Source organism: Streptomyces sp. NPDC040622 (genome assembly GCF_055593965.1).
In genome coordinates, this window is the sequence record NZ_JBVIXD010000007.1 from 46,853 (window position 1) to 59,727 (window position 12,875).

Consider the following 12,875-nt stretch of genomic DNA (forward strand, 5'->3'; position numbering starts at 1 on the left):
TCACGTCGTCATGATGACCCGGCGGTCAGCTCCGCCGCGACCACATTTCCAGCGCCCCCGTTGCTGCTGGTCAGGTACCCCGCTCAGGCGGTCCCGAACAGCTCGAGCAGCTCCGCCTTTCCGAACATCCGGGCGGTGTCGACCGCCGACGGCGTCCCCGCGGCCGGATCCGCGCCGCCGTCGAGGAGGGCCCGGATCACCGCGTCCTCGCCCTTGAAGACGGCCCCGGCGAGCGGCGTCTGCCCCCGGTCGTTGGCGCGGTTGGTGTCGGCACCGCGCTCCACGAGGGTCCGGACCGCGTCGGCCTGCCCGTGGTAGGCCGCGAGCATCACCAGCGTGTCGCCGCTGCCGTTCGTGAGGTCCGCAGGGACACCCGCCTCGATGTAGGCAGCGAGCGCCGCGGCATCACCCTGGCGTGCCAGATCGAAGATCTTGGTCGCCAAGTCCACGACCTCCTGGTCGGGGGCTTCGCTCATGGGGTGTCCGCCTTCCTGGGTGAGCCGCCACTGCGGCCGTACGAGTGAATCGACAGGGTACTGCCCCGGCGGGCACATGACCCGCACCCCCTGAGGCAAAGATCACCAAGGGTGCGGGAGACCGCCCGGACCGCTCCCCCATGGCCCAACAAGGCTCCGCCATTCGAGGGAAATCTCGGGAAATTAACCCATTTGCACCTTTTATCGTATGGATACATGCTGTGAGCCTGGAAGAACTCATGGTGACTGTCCCCATCAACCAGGAGAACCCTCATGATCCTGTCCATCTCAGGCGTCGTGCTGCTCGGAATCATCGTCTTCCTCTTCTTCCGCAAGGACGGGCTCAAGGCGTCGCACGCCATGGTCTGCGCGCTCTTCGGCTTCTACCTCGCGGGCACCGCCATCGCCCCGAGCATCAAGGCCGGCGGCGCGAGCCTGGCGAGCCTCCTCGGCGGGATCAAGTTCTGACACCCCTGCCTTTCGTACGCACCTTCAGGAGACAGACGTGGCCAGGCGCCCCCTCCCCCGCATTCTGAGCAACGGCACCGCATCCATCGCCCGGAGCCGGGAGCTGGCACGGTCGGCAGCCGACAGCGCCACCGATGTTCTCCACCCGCTCATCACGATCACTCGTGGCCTGCGCCGGCTGGCTGCCGCCGGACGGCGCAAGTGGGCGGACACGCCCAAGGACAAGCGCGGGCCACTGCTGTTCCTGGTGGCCTCCGTGGTCCTGGTCGTGGCCCTCGTTCCCTTCGGTCCCGTGCTCGCCGCCATCACCCTGATGGCGGCAGCGGCCTGGACCGGCCGCGACCGCACCGCACCCGAGCCGACCGGTCCCGACGAGGGCCAGGTGCAGCGGCTGCAGTCCCTCTACGAAGCACTCGTCCCGTACTTCTCCGTCCCGGAGGACCCCGCCCCGCTCTTCGCGCACGGCGGGGAGTGGGACAAGGCCCTCACCGACTACGAGTTCGACGACAACGGGCGGATCTCCCGGCTCGTGGTGCATTACCCCGCCTACTTCACGGACGGCGAGGCCGAGTCCCGCGCGCGGATCGAGCAGCTGCTGCACGCCAAGTCGGGCCGCGGCCGCGAGTACCACTTCGGGTGGGACGAGGAGGGCAACCAGCTCACCGTCACGGTCCTGTCCCCGCTGGCCACCGACATCGCGGCCCAGCGCTTCGTCACCGCTCCCGGCGAGACCGTCCTCGGCTTCACCGACGAGACCGGCGTCCAGCGCACCCTGCCGGTGACCGACGGCGAGGAGCAGCGCGACGTGCCCCCCGTCGTGTGGCGCACCGGCGTCCGTTCCACCGAGCCCCATCTGCTGGTCGCGGGCGAGCCGGGCAGCGGCACGACCACGCTGCTGCGCTCCATCGCCCTGCAGGCCCTGCAGTACGGGGACGTCCTCGTCGTCGAGGGCAGCGGCACCGGCGACTACGCCTGCCTGACCGGGCGCGACGGCGTGCTCGCCATCGAGTGCGGGCTCGGCGGGGCGCTCGCGAGCCTCGAATGGGCGGCGCACGAGACCGAGCGCAGGCTCATCGCGGCGAACCGCGCCCGGCAGGCGGGCCACCCGCCGCCGGAGGACACCAAGCGCCCCCTGTGGGTCCTCCTCGACCGCCCGAGCGCGCTGGGCCACCTCGCCGCGGCCGACGGGCGCAAGGATCCCCAGTCGCTGCTGCAGGTCCCCCTGCGGCACGGCAGGGCGGCCAATGTGACGGTCGTGGTGGCCGACCAGCTGGACAGCCTGGACGCGCTGAGTGATCCCGTGCACCAGCACACCCGCGCGCGCGTGGTCCTCGGGCCCGCCACGCCCGACCAGCTGGAGGACGTCCTCGGGGTGCCGCCCCACACGACACCCACGGCGGACGTCCCGCCCGGCCGTGGGTACGCCCGGCTCGGCACGGGCCGGGTGCACCGCCTCCAAGTGCCGGCGACGCCCGACCCGTACGACGACGCGACCAGCGAGGCGCACCGTCGCGCGGTCATGGAGCTGCTGCCGGGGCGGAGCACTCCGCCGGACGCGTCGGACACCCCCGTGGACCCCGCCCCCGAGGCCACGGAGGCGGAGCCGGTTCCCGCGGAAGGCTGACCCTGGGCACCGGGGGCCGGACGTCGGGCACGTCGGGCCACTCCCGCAAACCTGAGGCCTCAGAGACTTGAGGCCTCAGGAACCCCAGGCATCAGGAGCCCCAGGCATCAGGCGACGAACGGGTGCGCGGCCTGCGCGCCCGTGCCGGCCCCCGTCGCCACCAGGCGGGCCGCCGCGGCGAGGCGTACCGCGGCCTCCTCCGCCACCGCGCCCCCGACCGTGAACGGCAGCCGCACGTATCCCTCGAAGGCACCGTCGACTCCGAAGCGCGGTCCGGACGGCACCCGCACGCCCACGCGCTCGCCCACCTCGGCGAGCCGCGACCCCGAAAGACCCCCGGTGCGCACCCACAGGGTCAGACCGCCCTTCGGCACCTCGAACTCCCAGTCGGGCAGCTCGCGGCGGACGGCGGCGACCAGCGCGTCGCGGTTCTCCCTGGCCTGCTCCCTGCGCACGTCCACGGCCGCCTGCCAGCCCCCGGTGTTCAGCAGCCAGTTCACGGCGAGCTGTTCGAGGACCGGGGTGCCGAGGTCCGCGTACGCGCGGGCCGCGACGAGGCTGCGGATCACGTCGGGGGCGGCCCGCACCCAGCCGATGCGCATGCCGGCCCAGAAGGCCTTGCTCGCCGAGCCGACCGTGATGACCGTGGAGCCCGCGGGGTCGAACCCGCAGACGGGACGCGGCACGGCGAGGTCCTGGTCGAGGCCGAGCTCGCTCATCGTCTCGTCGACGACGAGGACCGTGCCCGCCGAACGAGCCGCCTCGACGAGCTGCCGGCGCTGGTCCTCGCTCGCGAGCGCGCCGGTGGGGTTGTGGAAGTCCGCGACGACGTACGCGAGGCGGGGCGCCGCGTCCCGCAGGACCTGGCGCCAGCGGTCCATGTCCCAGCCCTGAAGACCCTCGGCCATGGCGACGGGGACGAGGCGGGCGCCCGCCTCCCGCATCAGCTGGAGGATGTTGGCGTACGACGGGGACTCCACGGCGATCCGTTCGCCTCGGCCCGCGAAGAGGTGACAGATCGCGTCGATCGCGCCCATCGCGCCGGTGGTCACCATGATCTGTTCGGGCATGGTGGGGATCCCGCGCGCGGTGTAGCGCTCGGCCAGCATCTCGCGCAGCGCGGGCAGCCCGGCCGGATAGTCGCCGTGGGTATGGGCGTAGGGCGGGAGCGCTTCGAGGGCGCCCTGGACGGAACGGGTGAGCCAGGGCTCGGGCGCGGGCAGCGCGGCGCAGCCCAGGTCGATCATGGAGCCGAGCGCCTCGGGCGGCAGCGGTTCGAGCCCGCGCGCGGGCAGGGGGTTCCCGGCCGGGACGGCGGTCCAGCTGCCCGCTCCCCTGCGGGACTCCAGGAAGCCCTCGGTGCGCAGGGCCTCGTAGGCGGCGGCCACGGTGGTGCGGCTGACGGCGAGGGCGAGGGCGAGCTCGCGCTCGGCGGGCAGCCGTGCGGCGACCGGTACCCGGCCTTCGAGCACGAGCAGCCGGATGCCGTCGGCGAGGGCGCGGTAGGCCGGCGGGCGGCGGGTACCCGCGCCCGGACGGTCCTGCTGGGAGGCGAGGAGGCGGGCGAGCTGCGTCGAACCCATCGCCGAAGTCCACTGAGCCATGATTCCCAGTCCACCTTCCCCGAATTGGCCATGGTTGGCTTCTCTGCGCAAGCCACAGAGTGTCATGTGTCAGGCCACTACCACCACATCAGGGGGCACCACTTGTCCGCGACGACATCCGCGTCGGCATCGTCGGCATCCGCGTCGGCATCCGGGACGACGAAGCGGCACCTGCCGCGGAGGCTGGCGCAGCTGTACGTGGGCCTCGCCCTGTACGGCGCGAGTTCCGCGCTGCTCGTGGTGTCGGGCCTCGGCCTGGAGCCGTGGAACGTGCTGCATCAGGGGCTCGCGGAGCGCAGCGGCCTCTCGATCGGCGTCGTCTCCATCATCGTGGGCGCCGCGGTGCTGCTGCTCTGGATTCCGCTCAGGCAGCGTCCGGGGCTCGGCACGGTCTCCAACGTCTTCGTCGTGGGCCTCGCGATGGACGGCACGCTCGCGCTGCTCCCCGATGCGCACGGCCTGGCCGTGCGCATCCCCCTCCTGGTGGCCGGGGTCGTCCTGAACGGCGCGGCGACGGGTCTCTACATCGCGGCCTCTTTCGGGCCCGGCCCCCGGGACGGCCTGATGACGGGACTGCACCGCAGCACCGGGCGCTCCATCCGTCTGATGCGGACCCTCATCGAGGTGGCGGTGGTCGTCACGGGCTTCGTGCTCGGCGGCACCGTCGGAGTCGGCACGGTGCTCTATGCGCTGGCCATCGGACCGCTCGCCCAGTTCTTCCTGCGACTGTTCACCGTCCGGGCGCCCGCCGCCCCGGACGTCCCCGCCGCCGGCGACGCCTCGGAGCAGGCGATACTGCAGCGGTGACCCCGCGCGTACGCCATCCCTACCTCGACCACCCCGGCCCGCTCGCCCTCGCCCACCGCGGCGGCGCGGCGGACGGTCTGGAGAACACCGCGGCGGCCTTCAGGCGCGCCGTCGACCTCGGCTACCGCTATGTCGAGACCGATGTGCACGCCACGGCCGACGGCCGGCTCGTCGCCTTCCACGACGCGACGCTGGACCGGGTGACGGACGCGGCCGGGCGCATCATCGACCTGCCGTGGAGCGAGGTCCGCCACGCGCGCGTGGCGGGCACCGAGCCGGTGCCCCTCTTCGAGGAGCTCCTGGAGTCCTTCCCCGAGGTGCGCTGGAACGTGGACGTGAAGGCGGAGCCCGCGCTCCTGCCGCTCCTCGACCTGATCCGCCGCACCGGCTCCTGGGACCGCGTGTGCGTCGGTTCGTTCTCCGAGGCACGCGTGGCCCGCGCCCAGCGTCTGGCGGGTCCACGCCTGGCCACGTCCCTGGGCACCCGGGGCGTGGCGGCGCTGCGTCTGCTGTCGTACGGGGTGCCCGCACCCCTGCGCCGCTCCGCGGTCTGCGCCCAGGTGCCCGAGACACACGGCGGGATCCGGGTGGTCGACCGGCGTTTCGTCCGCGCGGCGCACGCCCGCGGACTGCAGGTCCACGTGTGGACCGTCAACGACGCCGAGCGGATGGCCGCCCTCCTGGACCTCGGCGTGGATGGCATAGTTTCCGACCACATCGAAACGCTGCGCGAGGTGCTGAAGGACCGGGGGACCTGGCTCTGACCGCCCGAGGGCGGCGCCGCACCACGGGGAACAGCGAGGTCACGGGTGGGTACCGACACCGTGAGAGCAGCGGGGGCCGACGACGGGGCCGCCGGCACCGAAGCCGCCAAAACCAAAGCCAACGCCGAGGCCGTCGCCGACCGACGGCGTGAGCAACGGGGCTGGTACTTCTACGACTGGGCGTGCTCGGTCTACTCGACGAGCGTCCTGACGGTCTTCCTGGGGCCCTACCTCACCGAGATCGCCAAGTCGGCCGCGGACCCGGAGGGATACGTCCACCCGCTGGGCATCCCGGTGAGCGCGGGCTCCTTCTTCGCGTACACGGTGTCCGCGTCGGTGCTCCTCTCGGTGTTCGTCATGCCGCTGGCGGGCGCGGCGGCGGACCGGACAGGCCGCAAGAAGCCGCTCCTCGGCGTCGCCGCGTACCTGGGAGCAGCCGCCACGGCGGGCATGTTCTTCCTGGACGGCGACCGCTATCTCCTGGGCGCCCTCCTGCTGATCGTCGCGAACGCCGCGCTCGCCGTCTCGATGGTTCTCTACAACTCCTATCTGCCGCAGATCGCTCCCCCGGAGAAGCGAGACGCGGTCTCCTCGCGCGGGTGGGCGTTCGGCTACGCGTCGGGCGCCCTCGTCCTGATGGCGAACCTCGTCCTGTTCCTCGCCCATGACAGCTTCGGCGTCTCCGAGGCGACGGCGGTCCGCATCTGTCTGGCGTCGGCGGGCCTCTGGTGGGGCGCCTTCACCCTCGTACCGCTGAAGCGGCTGCGGGACCGCGGGAAGCCGCCCGGGGCCACGCCGTCGGAGAAGGGGCTGCGGCAGCTGCGGGCGACCGTGCGCGACATGCGCCGCCACCCGCACACGCTCGCGTTCCTGCTGGCGTACCTCGTCTACAACGACGGCGTGCAGACCGTGATCTCCCAGGCGTCGGTCTACGGCTCCGAGGAACTGGGGCTCAGCCAGTCCACGCTGATCGTCGCGGTCCTGCTCGTGCAGCTGCTCGCGGTGGCGGGCGCGCTCGCCATGGGGCGACTCGCCCGGACGTACGGAGCCAAGCGGACCATTCTCGGCTCCCTCGCCGCCTGGACGGTCACGATCGGGGCGGGGTACTTCCTGCCGGCCGGCGCGCCCGGGTGGTTCTTCGTCCTGGCGGCGGGAATCGGGATGGTCCTGGGCGGCACGCAGGCGATGTCGCGCTCCCTCTTCTCCCATCTGGTGCCGCAGGGGAAGGAGGCCGAGTACTTCTCCGCGTACGAGATCAGCGACCGGGGCATGGCCTGGCTGGGACCGTTGATCTTCGGCCTCACCTACCAGCTCACGGGCAGCTACCGGGACGCGATTCTCTCGCTCGTGGCGTTCTTTTTGCTCGGTTTCGCCCTGCTCGCACGGGTTCCGGTACGGCGTGCGGTGCGCGACGCGGGGAATCCCGTACCCCAGAGGATTTAGCAACTGAGGCCAAAGGGCGGTAGTGTACGCGTTTGGCCTGCCAGGCGGACCGTTACTGCGAGCTGATGATTCAGAAACGCTGGGTGACATCTGCTGCCAGATGTGACAAACCGGGCACTGGTGGGTACAACAAGGGGCGGCATACGACGGCGACGCATGACCCAGAACGGGAATCTTTACCGCCGACCGGACGTTGACCGGATGACGACGACAGCGACACCTGTCCTGTGGGCGACAAGCCCGGGAGGCACGATTCATGAGTGAGCGAGCTCTTCGCGGCACGCGTCTTGTGGTGACGAGCTACGAGACCGACCGCGGCATCGACCTGGCTCCGCGCCAGGCCGTGGAGTACGCATGCCAGAACGGACATCGTTTCGAGATGCCGTTCTCGGTCGAGGCGGAGATCCCGCCGGAGTGGGAGTGCAAGGTCTGCGGGGCCCAGGCACTCCTGGTAGACGGCGACGGACCTGAGGAGAAGAAGGGCAAGCCGGCGCGTACGCACTGGGACATGCTCATGGAGCGCCGCACCCGAGAGGAACTCGAAGAGGTCCTGGAGGAACGCCTCGCGGTCCTCCGGTCGGGCGCCATGAACATCGCGGTGCACCCGCGGGACAGCAGCCGGAAGTCCGCCTGACGGCGAACTCCCGCGCTGACCGCGCGCTAGACAGCACAGCACAAAGGGCCGGGGCCACTGCTCAGCAGTGGCCCCGGCCCTTTGTGCGTTCCGGGGCCCGTTGCGCGTTCCGGGCCGTGGCCGCCCCGGAGGGCGGCCACGGGATGATCAGTGCGGCAGCTGCGGGTCGTCGGGGCGCGGGCTCCGCGCGGGCGGCTCGTCGTCCCTGATGACCTCGCCCTGGACGACCTTGCCGTCGGGACGGTGCATGCGCGCCTGCTGGAAGGCGTCCCCGAGACCGCCGGGCGTCGCCTCGCGCACCTTGCGCTCGAAGGTCCGCTCCGCGTACCGCCCGAGGGCCTTCTGGACCGGCGGGAGCAACAGGATCAGGCCCAGCGCGTCCGAGACGAGCCCCGGCAGGATCAGGAGCAGACCGCCGAGCATCGTCAGGGCGCTGCCGCCCCCGGTCTCGGGCGCGGGCGTCACCCCGCTCTGCTGCTGTTGGACCGCCTCGCTGAGCTTGCGGAAGGCCCTGCGCCCCGCACGCTTGATCACCGCGGCGCCGAGCACGAGCCCGCCGACCAGGAGCAGGAAGACCACGAACCCGCTCGTGGCGCCCGCCACGACGATCAGGAGCCAGATCTCCAGGACCAGCCACGCGGCGATGCCGAGCGGCAGGAACCTCAGGGGCCCGGAGCGCCGGGGCCGGGCGGGTCGGATGGGAGGCGGTGCGCCAGTCGTCATGCTTCCAGTGTGCCTGGGCGGGGCTCAGGCCGGGATAAGGGGATGATCAACAAGGCCGAGCCATGCTGCCCGTGTGCGAGGCGGCACCGGTACGCAGAGCGGGGCCGGTACGCAGAGCGGCTCCGGTGCACAGGGCCACGCCGGCGCACCGGGCCGCCCCGGCACCCAGGGCCACCCCGGCACTCAGGGCTGCTTGCGGCCGATGACCTTGCCGACACGCTCGCCCACACCCCAGGCGGTCACCCGCCACAGTGCCTCGACGACGATGTTCTGGCTCATCTTGCTGTCCCCGAGCTCACGCTCGACGAAAGTGATGGGCACCTCGACCACGTGGTAGCCCGCCTTGACCGCGCGGCGTGCCAGGTCGACCTGGAAGCAGTACCCCTGAGACTCGACCTCGCCGAGGCCCAGGCCTTCCAGGGTCTCGCGGCGGAAGGCGCGGTAGCCGCCCGTCACGTCGCGGATCGGCACGTCGAGCAGGAGCCGCGAGTAGGTGCTGCCGCCCCGGGAGATGAACTCGCGGTGCTTGGGCCAGTTGACGACCCGTCCACCCGGCACCCAGCGCGAGCCGAGCACGAGGTCGGCGCCCTTCAGCGCGGTGAGCAGCCGGGGCAGCTCCTCCGGCTGGTGGGAGCCGTCGGCGTCCATCTCGACGAGCACGCCGTAGTCGTGGTCCAGGCCCCAGCGGAAGCCCGCCAGATAGGCGGCGCCGAGCCCTTCCTTGCCCTTGCGGTGCAGTACGTGGACCTGCTCGTCATCGGCCGCGAGCTCGTCGGCGATCTTGCCGGTGCCGTCGGGGCTGTTGTCGTCGGCGACCAGGACGTGCGCGTCCGGGACGGAAGCCCGCACCCGGCCGACGATGGACTGGATGTTCTCCGCCTCGTTGTAGGTCGGAATGATCACCAAGGCCGTGCCGAGCGAGCCGAACTGCCTCCCCTGGTCCCCTGCTTCGGAGACCCCGCCGCCGTCGTTCACTACTGCCCCTTCGTTCGTACGCAGAGGACCACCATAATGGCCGCGGCCTGCGGCTCAGCGGCGGCACGGAGCTCGGGGCGGCAGCGCCCGCGCGACGGGCGGGAAGCGGGTGGGCGGGACGTGCTGCGGATGGGGGCCCGGCGCCCTTCGGGCCGACCTGGGACCCGCTGGCTGCGGGTCGACCGAAAGCCGTTGTCTACTGAGCGTCCGGGCCCCACCCGGGTCACACCTGCCGATCCGGCTGATACGTTCCCTCGCCTCCGCGTCGCGGGCGCTGGACCTGGCTCCCAGTGGTGGTGCGCCGGTGCGGCACACCACCCGTGACCCAGCAACATTCGACGACTGCGTGGAGGTTCGCCGGTCGGACGTCCTGTGGTGGACCCGGCCGAACCTACCGGCCCACGGCGGCGGTCTGTCAATACCCCTCTGAGCTGCGGCTACTTCGGAGACCGCCAGGTCAGTGCCGGGGATTCCCAGGTCGTGCGACGCCGTGAAGGGCCGTAATCCGCGTCGCGCACCGCCGGGACATCACTCGTCCGGCCGCACGAAGACCGGCTGACCACCCACCACCGTGCGCAGGCACAGGGGGAGTTCGGCGCCCGGCGACAGGTCGGGCAGGCCGGGGGTGCCGGAGCGCGGGTCGGTCGACCAGCGGGCCACGCGGTCGTCGGGGGCCTGTACCACCAGATCGGATGTGCGCCACACGGCGTAGTCGGCGGGTGCGCCCGGCACCAGGACGCCCGCGTCGTCACGGCCGACGGCCCGCCAGCCGCCCCGGGTGTGGGCGGTGAACGCCGCGCGCACGGAGACCCGGTGCTCGGGCGTGCGGTGGAAGGCGGCGGCGCGGACGGTGCCCCAGGGGTCCAGCGGGGTGACGGGGCTGTCCGAGCCGAAGGCCAGGGGCACGCCGGTGCGCAGGAGGGCCGCGTACGGGTTCAGGGTGCGGGCCCGCTCCACGCCCAGGCGCTGGGCGTACATGCCGTCCTCGCCGCCCCACAGGGCGTCGAAGGCGGGCTGCACGGACGCGGTGAGGCCGAACTCGGCGAAGCCCGCGACCGTCTCGGGGGTGAGCATCTCGGCGTGCTCGATACGGTGGCGCGCGGCGCGGACGCGGCCGAGGCCGACCTTCTCGGCGGCGGCACGCATGCCGTCGACCACGGAGGCCACCGCGGCGTCCCCGATGGCGTGGAAGCCCGCCTGGAGGCCCGCATCGGTGCATGCCACGACATGCTCGGCCACCGCCGCCGCGTCCAGGTGGGCGGTGCCGGTGTGGGCGGCGTCGGCGTACGGCTCGTGCAGGCAGGCCGTGTGGGAACCGAGGGCGCCGTCGACGAAGAGGTCGCCCGCGGCACCGACCGCGCCGAGCTCACGGGCGCGCCGCACGTTCCGCTCGGCCCAGTAGCCGACGACGCGCGGCCCGGCCTCCTCGGCGGCGAGCCGCAGCAGTCCGGTGAAGTCGTCCTCGTCGGAGATCTCGGGGCCCGCGCACTCGTGCACGGAGCCGATGCCGAGCGACGCGGCGTGCCCGAGCGCGGCGCGCTGGGCCTCCGTGCGCTGCCTGGGGGTGACGGCGGCCAGGGCGGCGGCGCGCACCCCGTGGTGGGCGTCGCCGGTCAGCGGGGCGTCCGGGTGGTATCCGGTGCGCCCGGTGACGCCGGGCACCAGGTCGAGCAGCGCGGTGCTGACCACCGCGGAGTGGACGTCGATGCGGGAGAGGTAGAGCGGCCGGCCGCCGGTCGCCTCGTCGAGCTCGGTGCGCGTGGGGGGCCGGCCGCCCGCCCAGCGGGCGGCGTCCCAGCCGTGCCCCAGGAGGACGGTGTCGTGCGGCCTGGCGGTGGCGTGTTCGCGTACGAGAACGAGTGCGTCGGCGAGCGAACGGGCCCCGGTGAGGTCCAGTCCCGTCAGGGCGAGCCCGGTGGCCGTGGTGTGCACGTGGGCGTCCGTGAACGCCGGGGTGACCAGGGCTCCTTCGAGGTCGACCACCTCGTCGACGCCGTCGGTGAAGGCGTCGGCCGCGCCCTCGGAGCCGACCCAGGCGACGTGCCCGCGTTCGACGACCATCGCGGTGGCGAACGGATCGGCGGGGCTGTGGACGTCACCGCCGCGCAGCAGCACGGTGCGGTGGTTCGGTGGATCCTGGGGGGCGTTCCCGGGGGCGGTGCTCTGGCTCATGGGACCAGTCTCGCCCCTGCCGGCGGCCGGCCGGCGCGGGGGTCACGCAGTCACACCGGTCACGCCGTTCACACCTGAGGGGGGCGCGCCTCGTACGGGGTGGAGAGGACGACCGTCGTGCGCGTGGAGACGCCGGCGAGCGCCCGCAGGCGGCTGAGCAGGTGCTCCAGCTCCAGGGGGGTGGCGACGCGGACCTTGAGGATGTAGTTCTCGTCGCCCGCGACGCTGTGGCACGCCTCGATCTCCGGGACACCCGCGAGCCGGTCGGCGATGTCGTCGGGGGCGCTGGGGTCGAACGGCTTCACGGAGATGAACGCCGTGAGCGGCAGCCCGACGGCCTCGGGGTCGACGACCGCGGCATAGCCGCGGATGACGCCCCGCTGCTCCAGGCGGCGCACACGCTGGTGCACGGCCGACGTGGACAGGCCCGTGGCCTTGCCCAGGTCGGTGTAGCTCATCCGCCCGTCCTTGACGAGCAGCTGCACGATCTGTCGGTCCAGCTCCTCCATGCGCCGAACCTACAGGGCTCTTGATCCCCTCGGGTACCTGAACGCCCCGGCCTCCCGCGCCCGAAGTGACCCGAGTGGCCCACGCGCCTCCCCGCGACCGGGCAACTCCACGCGGCATGTGACGAACGACACATGGCTGTGACCGTGTCCGACGGGATGCAACGATTACCCCTACGACGGGACGGGAAGTGCTTGCTGTGGTCGAGGCCGCAGCGCCTTGTCGGCCCACCCGAGGGGGAGATTTCCATGCAGAATTTGAAGCGCCCCGGCCGGTCTGCCCACGCCAGGCAGCAGCCGGCCACCGAGCCCGAGCCGGAGGGCGTCGAACCGGCGGACGACCTGCTCGACGCCTACGACACCTTCGAGATGTACCGGGTCAACTGCCCCGACTGCGGGCAGCCCATCGCGCTCCTCGCCGACGAGGACGTCCTGCCGGAGCACGCGCTCTGCCCCACCCCGTGGAACCCGTTCGGCCTGACGGTCTGTGCGGGGACGGGGCGGGTGGCGGCCGACGCCGTGCCCGCCGACGAGTCGATGGAGGCTCAGGAGCAGGACACCGCCCTGCTGTTGACGCTCCCTCAGGGGCTCGACTGGCGGACCCAGCCCTTCTCGCACGTGAACGGTCCGGGCTCGCGGCCCCTTCGGGTGCCGCAGCAGCACCGGCCCGCCGCCTGAT

Annotated in this window: 13 protein-coding genes; 7 read left to right on the forward strand and 6 right to left on the reverse strand. The window is 72.4% G+C overall.

The window, feature by feature from the left end; genetic code table 11:
* Window positions 1-83: 83 nt before the first annotated feature.
* Window positions 84-476: an ankyrin repeat domain-containing protein gene (locus ACZ592_RS20700; protein WP_471583052.1), complete on the reverse strand. Its 393-nt coding sequence runs from the start codon at window positions 474-476 to the stop codon at window positions 84-86.
* A 273-nt stretch (window positions 477-749) separates the two neighbouring features.
* Between ACZ592_RS20700 and ACZ592_RS20705 the strand changes: the two genes are divergently transcribed.
* On the forward strand, window positions 750-944 hold the full coding sequence (locus tag ACZ592_RS20705; protein WP_471583053.1) for a hypothetical protein: 195 nt from the start codon (window positions 750-752) through the stop codon (window positions 942-944).
* Window positions 945-981: 37 nt separating this feature from the next.
* On the forward strand, window positions 982-2,568 hold the full coding sequence (locus ACZ592_RS20710; RefSeq protein ID WP_471583054.1) for an ATP-binding protein: 1,587 nt from the start codon (window positions 982-984) through the stop codon (window positions 2,566-2,568).
* 107 nt (window positions 2,569-2,675) lie between these two features.
* On the opposite strand, the gene ACZ592_RS20715 is transcribed toward ACZ592_RS20710, so the two are convergent.
* Complete coding sequence (locus ACZ592_RS20715) at window positions 2,676-4,172, reverse strand: SCO1417 family PLP biosynthesis transcription factor (protein WP_471583055.1); 1,497 nt, start codon at window positions 4,170-4,172, stop codon at window positions 2,676-2,678.
* A 102-nt stretch (window positions 4,173-4,274) separates the two neighbouring features.
* On the opposite strand from ACZ592_RS20715, the gene yczE reads away from it, so the two are divergent.
* The 4 genes from yczE to ACZ592_RS20735 all read left to right on the forward strand — a co-directional run bounded on the left by yczE (window position 4,275) and on the right by ACZ592_RS20735 (window position 7,820).
* Window positions 4,275-4,979 (forward strand): membrane protein YczE, encoded by a 705-nt coding sequence (gene yczE, locus ACZ592_RS20720; RefSeq protein ID WP_471583056.1) that lies wholly within the window; start codon window positions 4,275-4,277, stop codon window positions 4,977-4,979.
* Window positions 4,976-5,743 (forward strand): glycerophosphodiester phosphodiesterase, encoded by a 768-nt coding sequence (locus ACZ592_RS20725; RefSeq protein ID WP_471583057.1) that lies wholly within the window; start codon window positions 4,976-4,978, stop codon window positions 5,741-5,743. The genes yczE and ACZ592_RS20725 overlap by 4 nt, the downstream gene beginning before the upstream one ends.
* A gap of 45 nt (window positions 5,744-5,788) precedes the next feature.
* On the forward strand, window positions 5,789-7,186 hold the full coding sequence (locus ACZ592_RS20730; RefSeq protein ID WP_471583058.1) for an MFS transporter: 1,398 nt from the start codon (window positions 5,789-5,791) through the stop codon (window positions 7,184-7,186).
* A 256-nt stretch (window positions 7,187-7,442) separates the two neighbouring features.
* Window positions 7,443-7,820 (forward strand): RNA polymerase-binding protein RbpA, encoded by a 378-nt coding sequence (locus ACZ592_RS20735; RefSeq protein ID WP_365363288.1) that lies wholly within the window; start codon window positions 7,443-7,445, stop codon window positions 7,818-7,820.
* A 147-nt stretch (window positions 7,821-7,967) separates the two neighbouring features.
* On the opposite strand, the gene fxsA is transcribed toward ACZ592_RS20735, so the two are convergent.
* The 4 genes from fxsA to ACZ592_RS20755 form a co-directional block, all read right to left on the reverse strand.
* Complete coding sequence (gene fxsA / locus ACZ592_RS20740) at window positions 7,968-8,543, reverse strand: FxsA family membrane protein (protein WP_471583059.1); 576 nt, start codon at window positions 8,541-8,543, stop codon at window positions 7,968-7,970.
* 183 nt (window positions 8,544-8,726) lie between these two features.
* Window positions 8,727-9,518 (reverse strand): polyprenol monophosphomannose synthase, encoded by a 792-nt coding sequence (locus ACZ592_RS20745; protein ID WP_471583060.1) that lies wholly within the window; start codon window positions 9,516-9,518, stop codon window positions 8,727-8,729.
* A gap of 528 nt (window positions 9,519-10,046) precedes the next feature.
* A complete protein-coding gene (locus ACZ592_RS20750) occupies window positions 10,047-11,690 on the reverse strand; it encodes an amidohydrolase (protein WP_471583061.1) in 1,644 nt (547 codons plus the stop codon).
* Window positions 11,691-11,758: 68 nt separating this feature from the next.
* Complete coding sequence (locus ACZ592_RS20755) at window positions 11,759-12,199, reverse strand: Lrp/AsnC family transcriptional regulator (RefSeq protein WP_150219824.1); 441 nt, start codon at window positions 12,197-12,199, stop codon at window positions 11,759-11,761.
* Window positions 12,200-12,445: 246 nt separating this feature from the next.
* On the opposite strand from ACZ592_RS20755, the gene ACZ592_RS20760 reads away from it, so the two are divergent.
* Complete coding sequence (locus tag ACZ592_RS20760) at window positions 12,446-12,874, forward strand: hypothetical protein (protein ID WP_471583062.1); 429 nt, start codon at window positions 12,446-12,448, stop codon at window positions 12,872-12,874.
* Window position 12,875 lies beyond the last annotated feature (1 nt).

What these genes read in the sequence shown, in the direction of transcription:
- ACZ592_RS20700 (WP_471583052.1), bottom strand. Translation starts at nt 476, where the DNA reads ATGAGCGAAGCCCCCGACCAGGAGGTCGTGGACTTGGCGACCAAGATC.
- ACZ592_RS20705 (WP_471583053.1), top strand. Translation starts at nt 750, where the DNA reads ATGATCCTGTCCATCTCAGGCGTCGTGCTGCTCGGAATCATCGTCTTC.
- ACZ592_RS20715 (WP_471583055.1), bottom strand. Translation starts at nt 4,172, where the DNA reads ATGGCTCAGTGGACTTCGGCGATGGGTTCGACGCAGCTCGCCCGCCTC.
- ACZ592_RS20735 (WP_365363288.1), top strand. Translation starts at nt 7,443, where the DNA reads ATGAGTGAGCGAGCTCTTCGCGGCACGCGTCTTGTGGTGACGAGCTAC.
- fxsA (WP_471583059.1), bottom strand. Translation starts at nt 8,543, where the DNA reads ATGACGACTGGCGCACCGCCTCCCATCCGACCCGCCCGGCCCCGGCGC.
- ACZ592_RS20750 (WP_471583061.1), bottom strand. Translation starts at nt 11,690, where the DNA reads ATGAGCCAGAGCACCGCCCCCGGGAACGCCCCCCAGGATCCACCGAAC.
- ACZ592_RS20755 (WP_150219824.1), bottom strand. Translation starts at nt 12,199, where the DNA reads ATGGAGGAGCTGGACCGACAGATCGTGCAGCTGCTCGTCAAGGACGGG.
- ACZ592_RS20760 (WP_471583062.1), top strand. Translation starts at nt 12,446, where the DNA reads ATGCAGAATTTGAAGCGCCCCGGCCGGTCTGCCCACGCCAGGCAGCAG.